A 23,417-nucleotide genomic window follows, 5' to 3' on the forward strand; every position below is an offset into this window, starting at 1 on the left:
GATCAGCAGCAGCGGCCCTGCGGATTCCGGTCCTGATCGCGGTACCGGGTACGCCAGTAATCGCGCTCGGTCATCGGGACATCGGCCGGGTGGTGCGCCCGGTGATGGGCGAGGTAGCGCTGGTAATCGCTGTCACCCATCATCGCTCCCACGTACCAGCGCACCGCGTCTGAGCCGCGGCGGAGTACGTCCATCACGGGGCCGGCCTCGCTCCCTTGCTCGAACCGTGCCCGTTCGGATCACCTGTCGCAGAGGCCGTTGAGACCCTGTCGGTGTTCTCGAACTCGGCCCATTCCCGCTCGATCTGCTTTTCGGTGGGTGTGGCGATCAGGCCGCGGGGGGCAAACCTCTTCGACTCCACAGGGGTGTCCTCCGTGGTGGGCAGTCCTCCTGCCCGAATCGCCTTGACGCACACAAAAGCTGCCGCGATGACGACGATCAGGACGAGTACCGCGAACACGATGGACAACGTGCCCTGGATGAAGGTGTTCCGGATGACGGCGTCGATCTCGCCGGCATTCTTGGCGGTCTTGAAAGCAGTCTTTCCACTGTCCTTCGCGTTCTGGAAATCGCTGTGCTGCTGCCAGTACCCGATCGCGGGATTACTCGAGAAGATCTTCTGCCACGATGCGCTCATCGTGACGATCAGGTCCCACGCCAATGGGATGCCGGGAATCCACGCCCACTTGAACAGCCCACGCTTGAGGACGATCACCAGCACGATCGTGAGTGCGATGGCCGCGAGCAACTGATTGGCGATACCGAACAGCGGGAACAGGGTGTTGATGCCGCCGAGCGGATCGGTCACACCCATCAACAAGATGGAACCCCACGCCGCGACAACGATGAAGGTGCACAGCCATGCGCCCGGTCGCCACGACGGATCCTTGAATCGCTTGCCGCCCTTCACATTGCTCAGTGCGTCCGAGAGCATGAACCGGGCGACACGGGTTCCGGCGTCGACGGTGGTGAGGATGAACAGGGCCTCGAACATGATCGCGAAGTGATACCAGAAGGAACGCAACGACTCCCCGCCGAATGCGCGCTGCATGGTGTCGGCCATACCCATCGCCAATGTGGGCGCGCCGCCGGTTCGGGAGATCACCGAACTCTCGCCCACGGCCTTCGCGTCCTGCTCGAATTGTGCGGCCGTGGCAGGATCCCCGGGGAGGTTGAGGCCGTTCACGTAGTCGGCTGCACCCTGCGGAGTCCCGTCGGTCAGTGCCTTCGGCGCGTTCATCGCGAAGTACAGATGCTGGTTCAGGATGCAGGCCGTGATCAGGGCCATGATGGCGACGAAGGATTCGGTCAGCATGCCGCCGTAACCGATGATGCGTGCCTGGCTCTCCTTCTCCAGCAACTTCGGCGTGGTACCCGAGGCGATCAACGAGTGGAAGCCCGACAGCGCGCCGCAGGCGATGGTGATGAACAGGAACGGGAACAGCGAACCTGCGAACGCCGGGCCCTGACCGTTGTGTGCGAACTCGCTGACCGCCGGAGCCTGCATCACCGGTCGTGCGATGACGATGCCCGCCGCGAGCAGCACGATGGTCCCGATCTTCATGAAGGTGGACAAGTAGTCGCGCGGAGCGAGCAACAGCCACACCGGTAGCACCGCTGCGGCGAACCCGTAGATGACGATGGCCCAGCTCAGGAACACCGGCGAGAGGCTGAACATGTCTGCGCCCCAACTCGACTCACCGACCCATCGACCGGAGATGATCGCCAGCATCAGCAGCACGAAACCGATCAGGGAAACCTCCGACACCCGGCCGGGACGCAGGAACCGCAGGTACATCCCCATGAACAAGGCGATGGGGATGGTCATCGCGATCGAGAACACACCCCATGGGCTCTCGGCGAGCGCGTTGACCACAACGAGTGCCAGGACCGCGATCAGGATGATCATGATGACGAATACGGCGATCATCGCCGCGAAGCCACCGATGTCACCGAGTTCGTCGCGGGCCATCTGGCCGAGGCTGCGGCCGCGGCGCCGCGTGGAGATCGACAGCACCAGGTAGTCCTGGACGCAGCCGGCGAATACTGCGCCGATGATGATCCAGATGGTTCCGGGCAGGTAGCCCATCTGCGCGGCGAGTACCGGGCCCACGAGCGGGCCGGCGCCCGCGATGGCTGCGAAGTGGTGCCCGAACAACACCCGCCGGTCGGTGGGCATGTAGTCCTGGGCGTTGTCGAGGACTTCGGCCGGGGTGGCGTGATCGTCGCGGGGCCGAACGACTTTCATCTCGATGAGGCGCGCGTAGAAGCGGTAGCCGATCACGTAGGTGCACAGTGCCGCGATGACAAACCAGATCGCGTTGACCGTCTCTCCGCGGACGAAGGCGATGATCGCCCAGGCGCACGCCCCGATGATCGCGATGATCGCGAACATGATGCGTTTGCCGACGGTCATCGGACTTCGGTCGACGATGGCGACGGGGGGAAGATCGGGATCGGTGCGGATGAGATCGATGTGGGGATCTCGGTCGCGTTCCTGAGTGACGGTCACCGTGGCTCCTGTGCGTTGTGGGCGGTAGGAGGATTCACGCCTGTTGTCTGCCACAAGCGCTGTATCCGGCGCCACCCTGACCCGTGGGTTCACGGACCAGTGTGGCGCCGGTCACTCTACGCCCGGACAGGAACAGTGATTTTCAGACCCCTTTCCGTGCCGAACGACCTCACTCACCGGTTGATTGTGCTCTTTCCCAGCGCGAGCCCACCGAACGCGATGACCAGCCAGACCCCGCTCACCACACCTGGGAATCCGGGCAGCCCGAATGCGCCGACGGTGGCGATGACGGGAAGAACCGCGAGCACGCTGACCACACCGATCCAGCGAGAGACCAGACGCTCGCCGAAGGCCATCCAGGCGACGGCACCTGCAGCGACCGTGACCCCGAGGTATCCGATGAACGAGCCGAAGTCGTTGAGAACGTAGAGCACGTACAGACCCGTCTTGTCGAAGGCGTCGTCCTCGGAACCGCCGTTGTACAGGCCCATCGCGCCCTTCCAGCCGTAACCCAGGGAGAGGGCGCCCGCGGATGCGGTGAAGCCGAGCGGGACGACGCGCGCCGCGGTGCTCGACGGGGTGCGGGGTTCGACGTGGCGCTTCCACGCGGCGGCCAGCACCAGGAGCAGGGCGACAGTGAGATAGCCGGTGATGATCGATGCGTGGGCTTTGCCGCTACTGACATCGTCGACAATGTCCGCGTTGTAGGGCGTGTTCTCGTCCCACTCGGGATGGAGATCGAAGGCCAGAGTGGCTGCCAATGCGCCGATTCCGGCAGCCACGCCCAACCACGGCCAGCGTCCCCTCGTCGCCGTCTCCGTGGTGTCGGTCAGTGCCTGGGTCGTGGGTGTGGTCATCGTTGTTCTCCTTTGTGTCGGGGTGCGGGCCGTTTCCGTCCGCGTTGTCGGAACTGTCGGGAATGGACATGACAGAACTGTCTGGGGGGACGTGTCCCGGTCGACAGGGACGCCGGTCCCTGGTTGCCGGGAAGTTCGCGTCTGCAGCGGTTTTCTGCGAATCGACGTGCCACGATGACCTGGTGAGAGCTACCGTCCACGGTCTCGCCGACAAGATCGGTGATTCCGCGCTTCGCCGGATCGCGCTGGTGCTCGGGGTCGGCGCGGTGACGTCCATCGTGGGCGCGCTTGTGCTCCACCATGAACTCACCGAACGTGTGAGTGCCGAGCCGATGTTCGCGAGCGATCTGGTGCTCGGTGCGGCGTGGCCCGTGGCGGGTGTGGTGCTGTTGTGGCACCAGCCGCGCAATCGCTGCGGATGGCTGTTGGTGGCGACGGGGTTGATCAGTGTCTACCTGCTCCTCGGGCAGTACAGCGTCTGGAGTGCGAAAGTCTCGCCGCTGCCGGGTTCTGCGGTGGCCGACTGGATTTCGATGTTCGGCTTCGGCGTCTATTTCATTGTGTTGCCGCTGCTCACACTGATGTTCCCGGAGGGCGGATTCGGGTCGCGGCCTGAGAAGATCCTGGCGATCTCCGCGCTTTCGGCCGCGATGGCGGCCGTCGGCGCGCGAATGGTGGTTCCAGGTCGCGCTGACGTCGACGCGGCAGTGCAGAACCCCATCGGTATCGATGTGCTGGAGCCGCTGAACTACGTGACTTTGGTGAGTTCGTTCTATTGCCTGGCGGTGGCGACGCCGCTCGCGGTGGTCGCGCTGGTGCTGCGGACGCGACGCGCGGTCGGGGTGCAGCGGGCGCAGTTGCAGTGGTTCATGGTCGGCGGCATCGTCATGGCCTGCGCGCTCATCTTGGCGCTCCTGCTCGGTGAGACCGGGCCAGGCAACGCGGCGTTTGTCATCGCGCTTCTGGCGCCCCCGGTGGCGGTCGTGTCGGCGACCCTTCGTTTTCGTCTGGTGGACGCCGAGTTCGCCCTGAGTCGTTCGATCGTGCTGGTCCTCGTGGTCGCTCTGGTGGCCGCGGGCGGCGGCCTGATGCTGTGGCGGCTGGATCCAGAGCTGGCAGGATCCCGAGCCGGAATCGCCCTGGTGGTGGTGCTTGTGCTGGGAGCCTTTGCCGTCCGCGCCGTGTTGCAACGGGTCATCGACAACTGGTGGTTCCCGCAACTGCGCGGCAGCCGCACTCTTGCGCCGCGGATCTCCGAGGCGGTGACGCTGTCGTCGGAGCCGCGTGCAGCGCTCACCGACTTGATCTCCGCATTGCGCACGGAGTTGCGTATGCCGTACGTGGCCTTCGACGGTGTGGTGCGGGCCGAACAAGGGATTCGGCCTGCCCATGTGGTCACCATCGACGCAATTGCGCTGGGACGCAGAGTCGGTCAGCTCGAGGTCGCACCGCGGCGCGTCGGCGAGGGGTTCAGCGCTGAAGAACGCCGACTCCTCGAACAGGTCGCGGCACACGCAGCGATGATGGCTTATGCCACGTCGCTGGTGGCCGAGACCGAGCACTCTCGTGCCAGTATCGTCGCGGCCCGGGAAGAGGAACGACGACGGCTGCGCAATGATCTGCACGACGGGGTGGGCCCGGGTCTTGCGGGGATCGCCCTGCAGATGGATGCACTGGCCGCCGAGCTCCGCCGAAAGGGTGATGATGCCCACGCGCACAAGGCCGATGGGATCCGGGACCGGGTCCGCGAAGCGGTGGTCCAGGTACGTGCGGTGTCTCGTGGTCTGCGGCCACCGGTTCTGGACCAGCTGGGGCTGGCACAGGCGCTGCGTCAACTCGTGGACGGTCTCGGTGCCATCGAAGGTGTTGTGCAGCTTGATGACATGGGTGAACTGCCTGCGGCCGCGGAGGTCGCCACGTACACCATCGCCGCCGAAGCGGTCACCAACGTGGTGCACCACAGCGCGGCGTCACGGGTGAGGATCGACGTGGAATGCGACGAGGAGAATCTCGAACTCCGGGTCAGCGACAACGGTCGAGGAATGCCAGGCCGGCCGACACCTGGCGTGGGATTGATGAGCATGCGGCAGCGTGCCGCCGAAGTGGGTGGCCGCGTGGAACACCTTGCCGCCCAAGGGGGAGGAACGGTGGTGCGGTTGGTGGTGCCCATCGCGTCTGTCGCTGTGCCGAGAGAGGCTGTGCGTCAATGACATCGGTGCTCGTGGTTGACGACCATGCGCTATTTCGCGCAGGTATGCTCGCGGTGCTGTCGGCGATGGACGACGTCGAGGTCGTCGGGGAAGCCGCCGACGGCGAGTCGGCGCTCCGGGCCGTCGAAGAACTACGGCCGCAGGTGGTGCTCATGGACTTGCGGATGCCCGGTATCGGTGGGCTCGCGGCCACGGCGCGGGTGGTGGACAGGTATCCGGACGTCGCAGTGGTGGTCCTGACGATGAGCGAGGACCCTGACTCGGTCTTCGCAGCCCTGCGGGCCGGCGCCCGAGGCTATCTGCTCAAGGAAGCCGAGGCCGGTGATGTGCACCGCACGATTGCGGCGGTCGCCAGGGGGGAGGCCGTCTTCGGACCCCGCGTCGCCGAACAGGTGGTCGGGTTCTTCTCGGCGATGGCCCCGAACAGTGCTGGACCCCAGGCATTTCCGGAGCTGACGAGCCGCGAGCGCGAAGTCCTGGAACTGATGGCCCGAGGTTTGGACAACGCTGCCATCGCCCGCCGGTTGTTCCTGTCCGAGAAAACAGTTCGCAACCGGGTCAGTGAGATCCTGGCCAAGATGCGTGCTCGGACGAGGGCGGAGGCGGTGGCCAGGGCGAGGGACGCAGGTGTTGGCGGACAGCCAGACTGACGCGACGGGGTGATGTCGGAGGTGGATGGTAGCCTCCGCCCGACGGGCGTGTGCGCTCTCCCAGTTGGCGAAAGCTGTTGCTGGACAGCAGAAATCTGCAAATCGGGGCTTGCGAACATGTGTTCGAATGCGGTAATATGAAGGCATCAATCGGGCAGCGCGCAGAGTTCGATCGGCGTAACTGCTGTGGGGGTCCCTGGGGAGGGGTATGAGGATGCGAATTCTCGATGTGGTCGACGATGTGATGGGGTTGGTCGTTCCAGATGACCCACCGGGTGTTGTGGGTCTGATCAAGGACTTGATCACCCTTCGCAATGCGACCGAGTGCAAGTTGTCTGCTGCAGCAGCGCATATCGAACGGCTGGGGATAGCGAAGAAGTCAGGGTCCACCACCTCGAAGTTGTTGCAAGCCAATGGGGTGGCTCCAGCGGTTGCATCACGGTGGTTGCGGATCGGGACCGGACTGACCGGTTTGGATCGCACCGCCGGTTACTTTCGCGATGGATTCCTGTCGACCGAACATGTTGATGCGGTGGTCAGGGGGCGCGCGCACGTCGCGGCCCGGGCCGGCTCCGAGATGGTTGCTGAGGATCGAGCGGACATCGAACGGAAATTGTTGAGCCACGCCATCTCCGGCGCCTCGCCCGACGAGGTGGGCAAGGCCGCGCGCAAGCTCGGAAATCAGATCTCTGGGAACACGGGTGGGCTCCCGGCGTCCGAGGATTCGGCGATGAACACCGTGGACTTTGCAGTTGTCGACGGTCGGTTCGTGGGAAAGTTCGATCTCGATGCGGTGATGGGAGAGAAGATGCGATCTGCCCTGAACGTCTGGAGCAAGCCGCGCCCGGAGCCCGACGGAAGTGAAGATCGCCGGTCCCCAGCGCAGCGCAGAGCCGATGCCCTGCACCAGCTATTGGACTGCGGTGGTGGACGAACATCGGCGCGGGCCCCGAGAACGGAAGTGATCGTGACTGTTCCGGCCGATGAACCCGATCGCGCATCGTTGCGGTGGATGGGTCCCATCACCGAAGCCACTGCCGCCGCGCTCGCCTGCGACTCGTCCATCACATCGGTGACCTTGGACGGCCAAGAGGTGCCGATCGATATGAGCCCACCACGCCGCCTCTTCACCGGGCTGCTGCGCAAGGCGATCATCATCCGGGACGCGTGCTGTGTGAAATGCGGGGCGCCGGCGGAATGGTCCGACTGCCATCACATCGTTCACTGGCAAGAAGGTGGCCCGACCACCCTGGAGAACGGGTGCCTGTTGTGCCGCACCTGCCACCGCGCAGTTCACAATACGGACTGGGACGTTGTCATGGGGCCAGACAAACACCCATGGCTGCTACCGCCCGCCGACGTGGATCCGCTGCGAAAACCCCTGCCGGCCTACAACCGTAGGACGCTCACCCTCGCTGCGTGAATGCGGCCGAACCGCACAAAGCTGCAAGACCACACCGAACTGCTGGGCCAATAGATCGATAGACCCACTCGCAGCCGGCCCACGGCCGGAACCGCGATAGAACATTGACAACTCCACAGTGTGAACCGCCGGGTGACGGCGCCCGTTGACCGAACTCCTTCGGGCGGCGGACGTACCACCTGTCACCCGCGCGATCAGCCGACGGTGCGAGCCAGTGTCAGGCCCCGGGCGAGTCTGCGGATGTTGTCGGCGATGTCCCGAACCCGTCCCACGAAAGTGTCGTGCGTGACGCCGGAAGCATGGGGCGTCATCAGCAGATTGGGGAGTTCGGCGAACGGCAGATCGCCCGGCACACCGCGACCATCCGGGCCGGGGTACGAGTACCAGACGTCGATGGCGGCCGCACGAATGGTGTTCGTGCTGAGTGCATCGTAGAGAGCCTGCTGCTGAACAAGTGGCCCCCGTCCGACGTTGATCAAGACTCCATCCGAACCGAGGGCCTCGAACTCCGCGGGACCAATCATTCCTCGGGTATACGCGTTCAGCGGTGCCGAGACGACAACAACGTCGGACTCGGTCATCAAGCGGCCCAGATCGGTGGCATCTCCTGCCCATGACAAGCCGTGTGCGTGGGCGTCGACGGTGCCGCGGCCGGTAACCGCCGACGCGGTGCACCCTAACGTACGCAGCAGGTTCCAGCTCTTCGACCCGATGTGGCCGAACCCCACGAAGCCGATGTGTGCGTCGCGCATGGTGAGGGGCTGGGGAAGAGAATAGTCGTACACCGATGTCGCCCACACTCCTTGACGGAGTGCCCGATCGTGAGCGAGGAAACCACGGCGCAGCATGACGGACGTGGACAACACGTATTCGGCGATCGAGTCCTCGTGATGGAACGTGTTGGCGACTTTGGTGCGAGGCCCGAGCGCGTCGAATGCGACATTGTCGGTGCCCGCCCCTGCCACGTGCACCAGTTGCAGTCGCGGGGCGGCGGTTGCCATTGCTGTGGTGAACCTGCCGCCCACATACACATCGGCTGCCGGGAGATCGCTGACGATCGCCTGCTCGTCGAAGCGTTGGTGCCACCGGACCTCACTCTCGGCAGGCAGCAAGCTCTCGAACAACTCGCGATGCGGCAGCAGGTTCCGGTCGCCGACGACGATCACCATTCTCCCCAATGGATCGCTCATGCCCGAACCAGTGCTGGACGCTTGCTGTCGAAACTCCAGCCCGGTACCAGGAACTGCATTCCGACCGAATCATCCCGGGACCCCAGACCCTCGCGGAGGTACAGCTCGTGTGCGAGCTCGACCTGGTCCATGTCGAGCTCGACACCGAGTCCGGGCCGGTCGGGAACCGTGAGGTGACCGTCGATGATCTCGAACGGCTCCTTGGTGATCCGCTGACCGTCCTGCCAGATCCAGTGGGTATCGATGGCCGTGATGTCGCCGGGTGCGGCAGCGGCAACGTGGGTGAACATGGCCAGTGAGACGTCGAAGTGGTTGTTGGAGTGCGATCCCCACGTCAGGCCCCACACATCGCAGAGCTGCGCCACCCGCACCGATCCGGCCATCGTCCAGAAGTGGGGATCGGCCAATGGGATGTCGACCGCTCCGGATCGGATGGTGTGCCCCAACTCCCGCCAGTCGGTGGCGATCATGTTGGTGGCGGTGGGCAGCCCGGTGGCCCTCTTGAACTCACTCATCACTTCACGCCCGGAGAAGCCGCCCTCGGGTCCGACCGGATCCTCGGCGTAGGCGAGCACGTCGCGCAGTCCGCGGCAGGTCTCGATCGCCTCCGAGAGCAGCCAGCCGCCATTCGGATCAAGCGTGATGCGCGCGGCCGGGAAGCGTTCGGCGAGCGCGGTCACCGCGGCCGCTTCCTCCTGGGGGGCGAGAACCCCGCCCTTGAGTTTGAAGTCGGAGAAGCCATAACGATCGTGCGCGGCCTCGGCGAGGGCGACGACAGCCTCGGGGGTCAGCGCCTCCTGGTGCCGTAGTCGAAGCCAGTCGTCGGACTCACCGGAACCGTCGAGGTAGTCGAGTCCCGTCTTGGTGCGGTCGCCGACGAAGAACAGATATCCCAGTGCCTGCACGCGCTCACGCTGCTGGCCGTCGCCGAGGAGGGCGGCAACCGGCACTCCGAGATGTTGGCCCAACAGGTCGAGCAAAGCGGATTCGACAGCGGTGACGGCGTGGACAGTGGTGCGAAGATCAAACGTCTGATTGCCTCGCCCACCCGAGTCACGGTCGGCGAAGGCGCGCCGCATGTCGCCGAGAATTGCGTTGTGGTCGCCCACGTGGCGTCCGACCACCATGTCGATTGCGTCGCACAGGGTCTGACGAATCGGCTCGCCGCCCGGCACCTCGCCGACCCCGGTGTTCCCGTCGGCATCGGTGATCATCACCAGGTTCCGGGTGAAGAACGGAGCATGTGCCCCGGACAGGTTGAGCAGCATGCTGTCGCGGCCGGCGATCGGGATCACCCGCATCTCGGTGACCGCGGGAGCACCACGCGATAATCGCGATGTGGCTGATGACGTCATGGTGGAGCCTTTCGCTGTTGTGATTTCAGATGATCTGCTGCCCGATGAGCAGGACAGCCCCCACCGAGGAGATGGCGATGGAGAGCCGGCGCAGCCGCACCGGGTCGAGCAATGTGTTGACGAATCGAGAGGCCGCGTAGCCCAGCACAATCGCCGGGATGAGAATCAGGAACATCTCGGCGTTCTCCCGTTCGATGGCACCGGCGGCGGCCAGCACCGCGATGGACATCAACGACCCGACCAAGAAGAACGCGCTCATGTTCCCGCGCAGCCGGGGGCCGCTTGATCCCTGCAACACCAAAGCCATCGGCGGACCACCGATCGAGGTCGCGGTGCCGAGCAGGCCCGACGCAGCGCCCGCAGTCGCGAGATTTCGTCGCCGCGGCGGTGGCGCCCAACCCATCGTCGCCATGACAACACCGGCCAGCACCACGGCCGCGAGCAGCAACGCGAGCCCGCGTTCGGGCAGGAACAGCAGCAGCAATGCCCCCGCGATGGTGCCGGGGACACGGCCCGCCAGCGCCCACCCGGTGCCCCGGAGGTCGAGGCTCTGCCGTTCGCGGACCACCACGAGCAGCGTCACCACCACCGCGGACATGATCAGCGTGCCCGGGATGAGCGATGGATCGACCAGGGCGACGATCGGTGCGGCAAGCATTCCCATGCCGAACCCGATCGATGCCTGCATGCAGGCGGCAGCAAACACTGCCACGCTGATCACGACGAGAGCTGTGATGCTCACCCGACCGCAGCGGGCATACCGAGCGACACCGCGTTGCGCGGGTGGAAGCACTCGGCCACGTGTGCCGGACCGCTCAGCGCCGCCCGGATCGACTTGCGCTGTGGAACGTCGGTGGCGACGGGCGGCGCCGACTCCGCGCATTCGGAAGTGGCGTGCATGCAACGAGTACGAAAGCGGCAGCCCGACGGCGGATTCAGCGGCGAGGGCACCTCGCCCTCCAGGATGATCCGGGTGCGCCGGGTTCCGGGGTCGAGGGTGGGCGCCGCGGACATCAGAGCTTCGGTATAGGGGTGCATCGGGGTGTCGAAAACTGCTTCGGTAGGCCCTGTTTCGACGATGCGACCGAGATACATGACGGCGACGCGATCAGCCACGTGCCGCACGACCGACAGGTCGTGCGAGATGAAGACGTAGGAGATGCCGAGTTGCTGCTGCAGGTCGTTGAGCAGGTTGAGCACCTGGGCCTGCACCGAGAGGTCCAGTGCCGACACCGGCTCGTCACAGATGACCACCGACGGGTTGAGGGCCAGCGCCCGGGCGATTCCCAACCGCTGGCGCTGCCCACCGGAGAATTCCTGTGGTGAGCGGTGCTCGTCGCTGGGGCGGAGACCCACCAGATGCAGGAGTTCGCGCACCCGGGCGGCCCTGTCTCGCTTGGACTTGTAGAGGGTCTTGTGGGTCCGCCACGGCTCGGAGATGATCTCGGCGGCCGTCATCCGGGCGTTGAGTGAGGCATACGGATCCTGGAACACCATCTGGACGCGGCGACGCAGGGCGAGCATGTCCTTGCCCTTGAGGGTGTACGGATCGACGCCATCCCAGCTGACCGTCCCGGCGTCGGGACGCTCCAGCATCATCAGAGTGCGGGCGAGAGTTGATTTGCCACAACCGGATTCACCAACCAGACCCAGCGTCTCACCGGGGGCGAGATCGAGGTCGATCCCGTCGAGCGCCTTGAGCTCGGTCTTGCCGTCTTTGCCCGCCGGCACCCGGAACGTCTTGGTGAGGTCGCGGACCTCGAGGACCGACGATCCCGTCGATCTCGGTTGTGTGGGCTCAGACATTGCCGACCTCCTCGGTGAAATGGCATGCCGCGGAACGGCCGGTGGCGATTGACTTCAGTGCAGGTCGGGAGGTGGCGCAGATGTCTTGTGCCAGGGGGCATCGGGCCTGGTACACGCACCCGGTCGGGATCGAGTGCAGGTCCGGGGGAGTGCCACCGATGGACTTGAGATCGTCGCCCCGTTTGGCGTTCACGGGCACCGAGTCGAGCAGCCCCTTGGTGTAGGGGTGTCTCGGACGGGAGAACACCTCGGCGACCGGCCCGGTCTCGACAACGTTGCCGGCGTACATGATCGCCACACGGTCGGCCTGCTCGGCCACCAGTGCCAGGTCGTGGGTGATCAAGATGACCGCCATGTCGAACTCGGCCCGCAGGTTCTGCAACAGAGACATGATCTGTGCCTGCACGGTGACATCGAGCGCGGTCGTCGGCTCGTCGGCGAGGAGCACCTTGGGGCTCAGGGCCACCGCCATCGCGATCAGCAGTCGTTGGCGCATGCCGCCCGAGAACTGATGGGGGTAGGAGTCGATACGCGACTCGGGCTCGGGGATGCCGACGTGCTCCATCAGCCGGATGGCCTCGTGTTTGGCGGCCCGCGCAGACATCCCGCGATGGATACGGAACGGCTCGGCGAGCTGGGTACCGACCGTGTACACGGGGTTGAGCGCGGTCAGTGCGTCCTGGAAGACGATTGCCAATTCGGTTCCGGCGACCTGGCGGCGCTTGCGTTTGCTCGCCGTCGTCAGGTTGGTGTCCCCGAGCATCACCGTGCCATCGGTGACATCCGCGATCGGGTCCAAGAGCCCGACCAGGGCTTGGGCGGTCATGGACTTGCCACATCCGGACTCACCCAGCAGGGCCAGCGTCTCGCCGCGGCGGGCGACAAACGAGACGTGGTCGACGGCCCGCACCACCCCGGTGGGCGTGCGCAGGTCGACGGTCAGGTCGGTGACGTCCAGGGCGATCCGCTCGTCGGCGGTGGTCGCGCCGGGATCGGCGATGGCTGGTGCGCTCATGCGACTGCCTTTCGTGAGGAGAACAGACGGCGGCGGGCACGCGGCACGGTGAGGCGCCAGCGCTGGCCGGGATCGGTGGCGATCCGGGCCCACGCCGCGAGGATCGTGGCGGACACCGTGGTCACCACGATGGCGAGACCTGGGAAGAACGACAGCCACCATGCGGTCTGCAGGTAGGTGCGTCCCTGCGACACCATCAGGCCCCAGCTGATGTCCGGGGGCTGGATTCCGATGCCCAGGAAGCTCAGCGACGACTCGGCCAACATGACAAAACAGAAGTCGAGGGTGGCAACGGTGAGCAGGGTGGGCAGCAGGATCGGCAGGACATGCGAGCGGATGATCGACCCACTGCTGGCGCCGAACGTGCGGGCGGCATCGACGAAGACCCTGCTTTGCAGTTCGGCCGACTCCGCCCGTGCGGTACGCAGATAGATGGGGATGCGTGTGAAGGCCAGCACCAGAACGATATTGGCTGCACTCGGCGAGAACACGTAGAGCACCACGACCGCCAGCAGCAGGGAAGGAAAACTCATGATCACGTCGGCGACCCTCATCGCGGTGGTCTCGCGCCAGCCGCGGTGGTAACCGGCCCACATGCCGATCACCGAACCGATGACGCAAGAGATCACCACGGCGGGCAGGGCCACCATCATCGTGGTCTGACAGGCGACGATCAGACGGGCCAGCATGCTGCGACCGAGCGGGTCGGTGCCGAGCACGTTCATCCAGCCGGTGTCGAGGTTGAACGGGGCCAGATTCGACTGGTCGAGGTTCTGATCGGTGGCGGCGCTACCCACCAGCCACGGCCCGAAGCAGGCGACGAGAAGGACAAAGGCGAGGATGCCTGCGGCGACTGTGGCCATCGGATCCCGCAGCAGCAGTCGCCAGAGGGGCATCTTGCTGGGCGGAACCTTGCCTGCGGCAACGGAATCGCCGGTGATGTCTGTGGGCGCGACCAGCGAACCGGTGGGATCGGTGACTGTGGACTCGGACGGTCCGGTGGCAATCGACATGACGTTCTCCTAGACCTTGACCTTTTCGCGGACCCGCGCGTCCAGCAGCGCGTAACCGGCGTCGATGACGACGTTGAGGATGAAAATGCTGACAGCGGTGAGCAATACGGCGGCCTGCAGCACTGCGAAGTCGCGTTGCAGGATCGAATCGATCATCAGCTTGCCGATGCCGGGCCAACCGAAGATGGCCTCCACCACCACCGCACCGTTGACCAGCGCGACTGCGAGGTCGCCCGCCACGGTCAACGCCGGCGCGGCGGCGTTTCGCAGCGCATGGTGCGTGACGACGCGCATGTCGCCGGCCCCTTTGCTGCGGGCAAGTCGCACATACGGCGCGGAGAGCGCCTGCACCATCGCGCCCCGGACCACCTGGGTCAGGACTCCCAGCGGCCTGATCAGCAGTGTGGCGATCGGCAGGATCCAGGAGAGGGTGCTGCCCGTACCGGACGTGGGCAGCCAGCCCAGGACCACCGCGAAGATCCAGATGCCGGTGATGGCGAACCAGAAGTCGGGGACGCTCGCCGCGGTCATCGACAGCAGCGACGAGAAGCGGTCGGCAAGTGAGTTGGGCCGAAACGCCGCCCAGCAACCCAGGATCACGGCGCCGACGATGGCCAGCAACATGGTGAAGAACGCCAGCTGCAACGTCGCGGGAAATGCCCGCAAGGCCATCTCGGCGGCCGACTCTCCGGTGCGTAGGGACTCGCCGAAGTCCAGGTGAACCACGCCGCCCAGGTAGTCGAGCATCTGGTTCCAGACGGGCTTGTCGAGACCGTTCTCGGCCGCGAACTCGGCACGCTGAGCCGGGGTCGCAGACACCGGGAGGTAGAGGTTGGTGGGATCACCGGTGAGTCGGGCGAGCAGGAAGACACCGAAGAGCACGACCAACAGAGGGATGAGGCTGGTGTACATGCGGCGTCGCAGGAAGGCGAACATCTCTCACCGCTTTCTCGAGGACATGGGGCTGGTCATGACAGGTTCCTTCAGGTGGTGTGGAAAGCGGGGGTCAGTCGTTGCCGGAGGCGGTGGCATGGGTCATCTCGGCCAGTCGCATTTCGTCGCCGGTTGCCGAGTTCGGTTGGTAGGCAACCGACGGAGCCTTGGCCAGTACCGCGTTCATGTGAGCGAGGTAGGCGTACTGACGGATCTTGCTCGGTTCGTCGGCGAGGACCGCGGCGAACGCCCCCTGGCGGGCATCGCCGGTCTGGTTCTGGGCTGTCTCTATCTCGGCGTCGAACTCGGGCGTGCCATAGGTGCTCTGATAGCCATCGCTCAGCAGGTACTGCTCGGCGGTGAACTGGGCATCACCGGCCTGGTTGCCGTGCTGGATCATCAGCAGGATCGGTCCCTCGTCGGGGAAGGGTCGGATCTGATAGAGCATCTGGCCGGAGGTGTCCATCATCTCGATCTTGACGTTGAGACCGATCTGGTCGAGTGAGTTCTGGATGACCTCGATGGTCTCGTTGATCTTCGGGTACATCCCTGTGCGCCCGATGAGCTTGATCTGTTTGTCGACCGGCACCCCGTCTGCTTTGGCCTCGGCCACAAGCTCTTTCGCGCGGTCGAGGTCGTAGGGGGTGGCAGAGATCGTGTCGTTGAACCCGATGATGCTCGGGCCGACGAGCTGTGCCGCCGGATCTCCGAGGCCGCGGAAGAGGGCCTTGATGATCCCGTCGCGATTGATCGACAGGTCGATGGCCTCGCGAACCCGGTAGTCGTCGAGCGGCGGTTCATCCGCCTGCATCCGCAGCGCGGTGGTCTCGTTGTTCGGGTACGAGACACCCAGGTCCCCGGCGCCGTCTTCCGGGCCCAGGTAGGTGGCTATCTCCGCCTCGTCGTTGGTCACCATGGCTGCGCGCACGCTGCCCTCGGTACGCCACTGGTACACCGCGCGGCTGTACTCCGGGGTGGGGCCGGCGTACTCGGGATTGAGCGCGAGAGCCAGCTTTTGGCCCGGATCCCAGTAATCGACGCGGTAGGGACCGGTGCCGATCGGGATACGCACCTTGTCTGCGGTGTCGGTACTGGTCGGGACCATCTCGATGAACGAGACACGCAGCGGCAGAATCGGATCCGGAGTGGGGGTGGTCACTGTCACCGTCGCCGGATCGGTCGCTTCGACGACCAGTTCGTCGTCACCGAACACGTAGCCGTCCACCTCGCAGCCGATCGTGGAGTTGATCGTGCGATTGATGGAGAAGGCGGCGGCTTCGGCATCGAAGGGCGTGCCGTCGCTGAATCTGACGCCCTGGTGGATGCGGAACGTCCAGGTGTTGGGAGAGGTCTGCTCCCATGAGTCGGCCAGCTTCGGCTCGAGGTCACCGGTATCGGGATTGCGTTCGATGAGCGGCTCGGTGATGTTGGACCGGACCACGGGACCCGTGGCCGTCAGCGAGGCGTCGCACGGCTCGAGCGTCGGAGGCTCCTGCGGGAGCACGATGCGCAGGGTGTTCGGGTCGGCAGCGTCGGTCTGTGTCGAGTTGGCGACCGAACAACCGGTGGCCAGAGCGGCCACGGCGGCCATGGCGACGACCGCCCGTACGGAATGGCGTCGGGATGCCGGCTGCGGGGCTGCGGCGTGCATGGGTCCTCCGTTGATGATGGTGAATCGCGTCGATCGAGACGCTGGCCGTTTGTGACGGTAGCCACAACCTAGAAGTGCCCCGAGGAGGCGTCAACAGGCCAAAACGCCTGCAAACCGCCATTTCTGCCGGTGATGGGCGTCACTGGATGTCTCATCTGGTGACACGACTCACCTGCAATATAGCCTCTGACCTGCCGCATTACGGATTGCTTGTCGCCGAGCCCGTTCGGCGACCAAGCCAGTGATGCCGTTTGGGTATCAGTCCATGTTATTTACGAGTTGGACAGGTATTCCTGAGGCGGCTTACCGTACGGGTAACTCGAGAAGACCATGATGGTCTTTCCCTGTCGTCAGGAGGCACGATGGCCGATGTCGCACCAGTCGCGGCACGACCTGTGAAAAGCGCTGCACCACAGCAGTATCACGACTCGGAGGACCAGGCGGGACGGGTGCTGCAGGTCGGCCCTCTCAAGCCGTCGCTCGCTGAGTCCCTGGCAGCCGGCTACGGAGCGTTGTTGCTCCCGGACGACAGTTCCAGAGAGGGCTTCCTCGCCACTCGGGGCGATGCCGTCGCCGCTGTTGTCACCTCTGGCCGCACGGGCGTCGACGCGGCACTGATGTCGCAGTTGCCGAACCTCGGCGCGATCATCCACTTCGGCGTCGGTTACGACACCACCGACGTCGAGGTTGCCCGGCAGCGGGGCGTGGGGGTGAGCAACACCCCGGACGTCCTCACCGATTGCGTCGCGGACACCGCGGTGGGACTGCTCATCGACACGCTGCGCGGTTTCTCTGCCGCAGACCGGTACGTGCGGGCCGGCCGGTGGGCGGACGAGGGAAACTTCCGCCTGACGCGCAAGGTGACCGGCGCCCGCGTGGGAATCATCGGACTCGGCCGAATCGGCTCGGCAATTGCCGAGCGCCTCAGAGGCTTTGGGTGCAGCATCGCGTACCACAACCGCCGCGAAATAGTCGGCTCGGCGTATCGGTACTCATCGTCGCCGGCCGAACTGGCGTCGTCGGTGGACGTACTCGTCGTGGCGGCCTCAGGTGGCGAACACACCCGGCAGCTCGTCGATCGTGATGTCCTCGAGGCGTTGGGGCCCAACGGCTTTCTGGTGAACGTGGCGCGGGGCAGCGTGGTCGACGAAGAAGCGCTGGTCGACCTGCTCACGTCTGGCGGTCTGGCCGGCGCGGGTCTCGACGTGTTCGCCGACGAGCCGCATGTCCCGGCAGCGCTCGTCGGCCTCGACAACGTGGTGCTGCTGCCCCATGTCGCCAGTGGCACCACAGAGACCCGCGCCGCGATGGAAGCCCTGACGCTGGCCAACCTCGATGAGTATCTCGCCCAGGGCACGCTGAGGACGGCCGTTCTGCAACCTCAACCGAAAGGAAGGCCGCGCCCATGAGCGTTGTGCTGAGCTACGTGCCCTCTACAGAGGGGCGCGGTGCGTTGTTGTTCGGCTTCGCCGAGGCACGCATGCGCGGAACGGATCTGATGGTCATCGCCGAGGACGACAGCGGATCGTCTCCGGAGTTCGAATCGGATCTCGACGCGGCTCGCCAGGCCGCGGGGGCGGCCGATGTGGTTTTTGCGATCGAGCCAAACGACCCGGCTCTCTCGCACGCCGACAACCTCATCGACGCGTCGTATCGCGACGACGTCGAGCTCATCGTGATCGGTATCCGTCGCCGTTCACCGGTTGGCAAGTTGCTGACGGGCAGCGCCATGCAACGGGTTCTGCTCGACGCGCAGTGCCCGGTCGCTGCAGTCAAACCCCCGGTTCGCTCCGCTGTGTGACAACTGCTTCACGGTTCGAAGTCATATCCATTCGCGTTGCGGTAGAACGTCTTCCATGATCCGTGCCAGTGCCGGATTCGGATTGTCCGGGCGCCATGCGGCATTCATCTGAACCGGGCGGTCTCGAACCGCTGTCACCTCTTTGAAGACGACGCCCTCAGGGTGCATGGTGGCGGCTGATTCGGGCACCAGCGCCATCCCGAGACCGGACCTGACCAACACCAGCATGGTGTGCACCTGGGTGACGTACTGGACGTAACGCGGTGTCGCGCCGACGATGGTGAACGTGCTGATCAGCAATTCGTGGAAATAGCGGGCGTCGACGGGGGAGTACATCACCACGGGACGGTTGTCGAAGTCCTCGATGGTGAGATGCTCGGCATCGATGAGATCGTGATCCGCGGGCAAGGCGGCGATCAGCCGCTCATGATGGATCGGCCGGCTGCTGATACCTGGGCGGGTCATGATGGGGCGCACGAGCCCCAGGTCGAGCTCTCCGCCCGACAGTGACTCGATCTGGGCCGAAGAGACCATCTCGCGCAGAACGAGTTTGACGTCGGGTAGTACCTCACGGGCGGTGGCCAGCAATCGAGGCAGTACTGCATGAGCAGATGCGCCCGTGAATCCGATGATGACCGTGCCGAGATCGCCGGCAGGTACCCGGCGCACGGTCAGTACTGCGCTCTCGGACAGCCGCACGATGCGGCGGGCGTCGGGCAAGAAGGCCGAGCCGGCGGCGGTCAGCGTGACCGAACGACTGGTCCGGTCGACGAGTTGCACCCCGAGTTCGTTCTCTAGTTGCTGGATCTGCCTGCTCAGTGGCGGCTGCGTCATGTGAAGACGTTCGGCAGCTCGGCCGAAATGGAGTTCTTCGGCGACGGCGATGAAGCAGGTGAGGCGAGCCAGCGAGAACATTGATCCACTCCCGGTATCGGAATTGGGCGCGTAAGCGGCCCAGTGGATCAATGTACCCGCCGGTTCAGCGCCGGACGAGCTGGTTCACCAGCGCGGGCAGGTGTTCTCGAACGACGGGTCGATGGTTTTCATGTAGCCGGTGTCGTCGCGGTCCCGGATACCGCAGTCGAGATACTGCTGGTGCAGAGCCGCGAGGGCATCTTCGTCGATCTCGACACCCAGTCCGGGTCCCGTCGGAACCGGTACTGCGCCATCGACGATGGACAACGCTCCTGCTCGTACGACGTCTTCGGTCTTCCACGGCCAATGAGTGTCACAGGCGTAGGACAGATTGGGCGTCGCGGCGGCCAGGTGGACCATGGCGGCGAGACTGATTCCCAGATGCGAGTTGGAATGCATCGAAAGGCCCAGACCGAAGGTCTCACAGATCCCGGCGAGCAACCGCGACCGTTGCAGGCCACCCCAATAGTGGTGGTCGGAGAGAACCACGGACACCGAGTTCTGCCGGACCGACGGTTCGAGCTGGTCGAAGGCAACCACGCACATGTTGGTGGCCAGAGGCATCTTTGCTTCCGCCGCCACGTCGGCCATGCCCTGCAGGCCTGGTGTCGGGTCTTCGAGGTACTCGACGACGCCGGCGAGTTCGGACGCCACCTCGATCGAGGTCTCGACCGTCCACGCCGCGTTGGGGTCCAGCCGCAGCGGCAGGTCGGGGAATGCCGACCGTAGAGCCTTCATCGCCGCGATCTCCTGCTCGGGAGGAAACACGCCGCCCTTGAGCTTGATCGCGTTGAATCCGTACGTGCCGATCATCCGCTGCGCCTGCCGGACGAGACCCTCCGGGTCGAGCGCCGCACCCCACTCGTCGGGGTCCGCTCCGGGATGGCCGGCCCACTTGTAGAACAGGTACGCACTGAACGGCACCGCGGTGCGCACGGCGCCGCCGAGAAGATCAGATACCGGGCGGCCCAGGGCCTTGCCTTGGATGTCGAGGCACGCGACCTCGAAGGGTGACAGCACCCGGTCGGTGGTGCTGGCGGTGGTGATCATGCCGGCCACACCGTCCCCGCCGCTGACCGACAGCGTGCCCAGGGTGGCATCGATGGTCGTTCGCAGTGCGTTGAGCGCGAACACATCGTGTCCGGTGATCGCCTTCGCGGACGCCTCGAGCCGAGCCAGATGCGCGGTGTCGGCGTAGGTTTCGCCCAGCCCGACGATTCCGGCGTCGGTGTCGAGCTGGATGATCGCCCGGAGTGCGAAGGGCTGGTGGACGCCTACGGTGTTGAGCAGCGGCGGATCGGCGAAAGCGACCGGTGTGATGCGGGTGCCGGTGATCCGGATCGGTCCAGTGGGCATCAGACCGCGACGGCCGGTGACAGGGCGCCTTCGAGGACGGCCCGGCCGGCAGCGGTGATCTCGATGAGCTCCTGCTGGTGCGCCTGTGTCAGCGGCACGAGCGGTGCGCGAACCGGTCCGGCATCGAGACCTTCCATCGTGACGCCGAACTTCACCATCGACACCGCGTAACCGGGGACCTGGTTGCGTAGGCGGACCAGCGGGTGGAAGAACTTGCGCAACAGAGCTTCTGCGAGTTGATGGTCCCCGGACTCCAGGGCGTTGTAGAACGCCAGCGCGATCTCAGGGGCAAACGCGAAGGTTGCCGAGGAGTACAGGGTGACGCCGATGGCGCGGTAGGCCTGCTGGGTGATCTCGGCAGTGGGCAGACCGTTGAAGAACAGGAAGTTCTTGCCCGAAGGTGCCAGGGCGTCCTTGACGGCCATCACGATGCGGGCAACGTTGTCCAGGTCGCCGGTTCCGTCTTTGAACCCGATGACGGTGGGCAGTTGCGCCACCTCGACCGCGGCAGCCTCGTTGTAGACGGCCGAACCGCGGTTGTAGACGATGAGCGGTAGATCGGTGGCGGCAGCGACGGTGCGGGTGTACTCCACGAGCCCGGCGGGCGGCATCGTCACGAGGTACGGCGGTAGCAGCAGCATGCCATCGGCGCCCGCGGCCTCGGCGCTACGCGCGAATTCTTTTGCCTGGACCAGCGATCCGCCGGCTCCGGCGAAGACAGGCACCCGTCCGGCCACGACCTCGACCGCCGTTGCGACGATCTTGCTGAACTCGTCGAGCCCCAGAGCATGGAATTCGCCTGTGCCGCAGGCAACGAATACCCCACCGGGTCCCGCGGCGACACCCTTGTCGAGGTGCTCGGCAAGCAGGGTGTAGTCCACATCCCCGGACGGGGTGAACGGGGTGACGGGAAAGAACAGAACTCCGTCGAGCATCAGATTTCTCCTTGAATGGGTGGGGTTGGTCAGTCTTGGACGAGGCGGCCGTCGATGCGGCGCCACAGCTGATCGGGGTTGCCGTCGGCGATTGCCGACGGCAGCAGTGCGGGTGGGACGTCCTGGTAGGCGACCGGCCGCAGGAACCGCTCGATGGCAAGCGATCCCACGGACGTGGAACGCGAATCGGACGTCGCCGGATACGGGCCGCCGTGGACCATGGCGTGACCGACCTCGACCCCGGTGGGCCAGCCGTTGAACAGGATTCGGCCCGCCTTGAGTTCGAGGACACTCATCAGCTCGCCCGCCGCCACGAGGTCGTCGTCGTCGCAGTGCACCGTTGCGGTGAGCTGGCCTTCCAGACGTGCCGCGACGGCGCGCACCTGGTTCGCGTCAACGCATTTGACCACCAAACTGGCCGATCCGAATACTTCCTCCTGCAACACTTCTGATGCCAGGAACGTATCGGCGTCGGTGCTGAAGACTGCGGCGCCGCACGTATTCGGCCGGTCGGTCGTCTTGGCCGTCGCCTCGGCGGTCGCTGCGGTCGACAACGCCTCGACGCCGTCGGCATAGGACCTCGCGATGCCGGGGGTGAGCATCGGTGCTGGGGCCGACGCGGCGATCGCGTCGCTCGCAGACCGCACGAAGTCATCCAGCGCGGGGCCGTCCACGGCGATGACCAGGCCGGGGTTGGTGCAGAACTGCCCGGCACCCACGGTCAACGACCCCACGAATGCCTGCCCGAGGTCGGTGCCCCGGTTCCGCAGGGCGGACTCCATCAGGAACACCGGGTTGACCGAACTCATCTCGGCGTAGACGGGGATGGGCTCGGGGCGGGCTGCGGCGGCAGCGACCAGAGCGGTTCCGCCAGAACGCGATCCGGTGAATCCGACGGCCTTGATCCTCGGGTCTGTCACCAGGCGGGTACCGAGGATCGGTCCCGAGCCGTAGAGGAGCGAGAACGTTCCGGCAGGCATCCCCGTACGGGTGATCGCCTCGGTGATGGCGCGACCGACCAGTTCCGAGGTGCCGGGATGAGCGTCGTGTGCCTTCACGACCACCGGGCAGCCGGCGGCGAGAGCCGAGGCCGTGTCGCCGCCTGCCACGGAGAATGCGAGGGGGAAGTTGCTGGCGCCGAACACTGCCACCGGTCCGAGGGGGATCTTGCGTTGCCGGATGTCGGCGCGCGGCAACGGTGTGCGATCGGGTTGCGCGGGATCGATGCGTGCACCGTTCCAGCCACCGTCTCGCAGTACGCCTGCGAACAAACGCAATTGTCCTGCGGTCCTGCCCACCTCGCCGGCGATCCTGGGGCGGGGTAGACCTGATTCGGAGCAGGCTCGGTCGACGAGGGTGTCGCCGAGAGATTCGATGTTCTCTGCGATCGCCTCGAGGAATTCGGCGCGGACGGTGGACGTGGTCGACCGATACCGGTCGAAGGCAGCGGCGGCAGCGGCACATGCGGCGTCGACATCACTGTCGGACCCGTAGGAGTAACCGGGTTCGAGGACGTCGCCGGTCGCCGGGTCGAGCCCGTGCACGGTGTCGCCCTGTCCGGTGACAAAGGTGCCCGCGATGATCATCTGCCCGGTCAGAGTGTTCATCTGCGCCTGCTCTGTCGCGCGATCTTCTGTCGTCGTCATGTGCCGACTCCTACCTGTTGTGCGTACTTGTTCGGCCATGGCGATCGCGGCCGACCTGCGTCGTCGACCCAGACCACGCCGCCCAACGGCAGGCGTGACCTGGGTCATACATCGACCGTAGGCCGCTTATTCATTCATGTCCAAGTCAA

20 protein-coding genes are annotated in these 23,417 nt (G+C 65.4%); 5 read left to right on the forward strand and 15 right to left on the reverse strand.

The features are described 5' to 3' along the window. Positions 1 to 2 precede the first annotated feature (2 nt). The 3 genes from ACVWY6_RS04425 to ACVWY6_RS04435 all read right to left on the reverse strand — a co-directional run bounded on the left by ACVWY6_RS04425 (position 3) and on the right by ACVWY6_RS04435 (position 3,369). Complete coding sequence (locus ACVWY6_RS04425) at positions 3 to 194, reverse strand: YbdD/YjiX family protein (RefSeq protein ID WP_062800843.1); 192 nt, start codon at positions 192 to 194, stop codon at positions 3 to 5. Further along, positions 194 to 2,512 carry a carbon starvation CstA family protein gene (locus ACVWY6_RS04430; protein ID WP_457536356.1) on the reverse strand — a complete coding sequence of 773 codons (2,319 nt, stop codon included), beginning with the start codon at positions 2,510 to 2,512 and terminating at the stop codon, positions 194 to 196. Before ACVWY6_RS04430 ends, ACVWY6_RS04425 begins: the two co-directional genes overlap by 1 nt. A 173-nt stretch (positions 2,513 to 2,685) precedes the next feature. After that, entirely contained in the window at positions 2,686 to 3,369 is a 684-nt protein-coding gene (locus ACVWY6_RS04435; protein WP_400728106.1) for a hypothetical protein, read from the reverse strand. A gap of 182 nt (positions 3,370 to 3,551) precedes the next feature. Here ACVWY6_RS04435 and ACVWY6_RS04440 point away from each other — a divergent pair, with 182 nt between their 5' ends. The 3 genes from ACVWY6_RS04440 to ACVWY6_RS04450 all read left to right on the forward strand — a co-directional run bounded on the left by ACVWY6_RS04440 (position 3,552) and on the right by ACVWY6_RS04450 (position 7,652). Next, positions 3,552 to 5,579, forward strand: a complete 2,028-nt coding sequence (locus ACVWY6_RS04440) for a sensor histidine kinase (protein WP_457536357.1) — start codon at positions 3,552 to 3,554, stop codon at positions 5,577 to 5,579. Next, entirely contained in the window at positions 5,576 to 6,229 is a 654-nt protein-coding gene (locus tag ACVWY6_RS04445; protein WP_023963229.1) for a response regulator, read from the forward strand. The genes ACVWY6_RS04440 and ACVWY6_RS04445 overlap by 4 nt, the downstream gene beginning before the upstream one ends. A 208-nt stretch (positions 6,230 to 6,437) precedes the next feature. Beyond that, positions 6,438 to 7,652 carry a DUF222 domain-containing protein gene (locus ACVWY6_RS04450; protein WP_457536359.1) on the forward strand — a complete coding sequence of 405 codons (1,215 nt, stop codon included), beginning with the start codon at positions 6,438 to 6,440 and terminating at the stop codon, positions 7,650 to 7,652. A 194-nt stretch (positions 7,653 to 7,846) separates the two neighbouring features. Here ACVWY6_RS04450 and ACVWY6_RS04455 read toward each other — a convergent pair whose 3' ends face one another. From ACVWY6_RS04455 to ACVWY6_RS04490, 8 genes are all read right to left on the reverse strand, one after another. Beyond that, positions 7,847 to 8,821 carry a 2-hydroxyacid dehydrogenase gene (locus tag ACVWY6_RS04455; RefSeq protein ID WP_457536887.1) on the reverse strand — a complete coding sequence of 325 codons (975 nt, stop codon included), beginning with the start codon at positions 8,819 to 8,821 and terminating at the stop codon, positions 7,847 to 7,849. A 17-nt stretch (positions 8,822 to 8,838) separates the two neighbouring features. Beyond that, positions 8,839 to 10,197, reverse strand: coding sequence for a glucarate dehydratase (gudD, locus tag ACVWY6_RS04460; RefSeq protein WP_457536361.1), 1,359 nt, complete (start codon positions 10,195 to 10,197; stop codon positions 8,839 to 8,841). A 25-nt stretch (positions 10,198 to 10,222) separates the two neighbouring features. Then, a complete protein-coding gene (locus ACVWY6_RS04465; protein WP_457536362.1) occupies positions 10,223 to 10,939 on the reverse strand; it encodes a sulfite exporter TauE/SafE family protein in 717 nt (238 codons plus the stop codon). Further along, positions 10,936 to 12,003 carry an ABC transporter ATP-binding protein gene (locus tag ACVWY6_RS04470; RefSeq protein ID WP_457536363.1) on the reverse strand — a complete coding sequence of 356 codons (1,068 nt, stop codon included), beginning with the start codon at positions 12,001 to 12,003 and terminating at the stop codon, positions 10,936 to 10,938. Before ACVWY6_RS04470 ends, ACVWY6_RS04465 begins: the two co-directional genes overlap by 4 nt. Then, positions 11,996 to 13,018: an ABC transporter ATP-binding protein gene (locus ACVWY6_RS04475; RefSeq protein WP_023963239.1), complete on the reverse strand. Its 1,023-nt coding sequence runs from the start codon at positions 13,016 to 13,018 to the stop codon at positions 11,996 to 11,998. Before ACVWY6_RS04475 ends, ACVWY6_RS04470 begins: the two co-directional genes overlap by 8 nt. Next, the gene (locus tag ACVWY6_RS04480; RefSeq protein ID WP_457536365.1) at positions 13,015 to 14,031 is read right to left on the reverse strand and encodes an ABC transporter permease; all 1,017 of its coding nucleotides are present in this window, start codon (positions 14,029 to 14,031) and stop codon (positions 13,015 to 13,017) included. The genes ACVWY6_RS04475 and ACVWY6_RS04480 overlap by 4 nt, the downstream gene beginning before the upstream one ends. Positions 14,032 to 14,040: 9 nt before the next feature. Beyond that, on the reverse strand, positions 14,041 to 14,967 hold the full coding sequence (locus ACVWY6_RS04485) for an ABC transporter permease (protein WP_457536367.1): 927 nt from the start codon (positions 14,965 to 14,967) through the stop codon (positions 14,041 to 14,043). A gap of 70 nt (positions 14,968 to 15,037) precedes the next feature. Then, positions 15,038 to 16,555 (reverse strand): ABC transporter substrate-binding protein, encoded by a 1,518-nt coding sequence (locus tag ACVWY6_RS04490; RefSeq protein WP_457536889.1) that lies wholly within the window; start codon positions 16,553 to 16,555, stop codon positions 15,038 to 15,040. Between the two features lie 422 nt (positions 16,556 to 16,977). Between ACVWY6_RS04490 and ACVWY6_RS04495 the strand changes: the two genes are divergently transcribed. Together ACVWY6_RS04495 and ACVWY6_RS04500 are read left to right on the forward strand one after the other, a co-directional pair. Further along, the gene (locus tag ACVWY6_RS04495; protein ID WP_457536369.1) at positions 16,978 to 18,024 is read left to right on the forward strand and encodes a 2-hydroxyacid dehydrogenase; all 1,047 of its coding nucleotides are present in this window, start codon (positions 16,978 to 16,980) and stop codon (positions 18,022 to 18,024) included. Continuing rightward, positions 18,021 to 18,416 carry a universal stress protein gene (locus ACVWY6_RS04500; RefSeq protein ID WP_457536371.1) on the forward strand — a complete coding sequence of 132 codons (396 nt, stop codon included), beginning with the start codon at positions 18,021 to 18,023 and terminating at the stop codon, positions 18,414 to 18,416. The genes ACVWY6_RS04495 and ACVWY6_RS04500 overlap by 4 nt, the downstream gene beginning before the upstream one ends. Before the next feature lie 21 nt (positions 18,417 to 18,437). On the opposite strand, the gene ACVWY6_RS04505 is transcribed toward ACVWY6_RS04500, so the two are convergent. The 4 genes from ACVWY6_RS04505 to ACVWY6_RS04520 form a co-directional block, all read right to left on the reverse strand. Continuing rightward, positions 18,438 to 19,331: a LysR substrate-binding domain-containing protein gene (locus tag ACVWY6_RS04505; protein WP_023963249.1), complete on the reverse strand. Its 894-nt coding sequence runs from the start codon at positions 19,329 to 19,331 to the stop codon at positions 18,438 to 18,440. An 84-nt stretch (positions 19,332 to 19,415) separates the two neighbouring features. Continuing rightward, positions 19,416 to 20,687, reverse strand: a complete 1,272-nt coding sequence (locus ACVWY6_RS04510) for a glucarate dehydratase family protein (protein WP_457536374.1) — start codon at positions 20,685 to 20,687, stop codon at positions 19,416 to 19,418. Then, entirely contained in the window at positions 20,687 to 21,622 is a 936-nt protein-coding gene (locus tag ACVWY6_RS04515) for a 5-dehydro-4-deoxyglucarate dehydratase (protein WP_457536375.1), read from the reverse strand. The genes ACVWY6_RS04510 and ACVWY6_RS04515 overlap by 1 nt, the downstream gene beginning before the upstream one ends. A gap of 29 nt (positions 21,623 to 21,651) precedes the next feature. After that, on the reverse strand, positions 21,652 to 23,268 hold the full coding sequence (locus ACVWY6_RS04520) for an aldehyde dehydrogenase (NADP(+)) (protein ID WP_457536377.1): 1,617 nt from the start codon (positions 23,266 to 23,268) through the stop codon (positions 21,652 to 21,654). Positions 23,269 to 23,417: the final 149 nt, after the last annotated feature.

The sequence above is a fragment of the Williamsia sp. R60 genome (assembly GCF_054063855.1).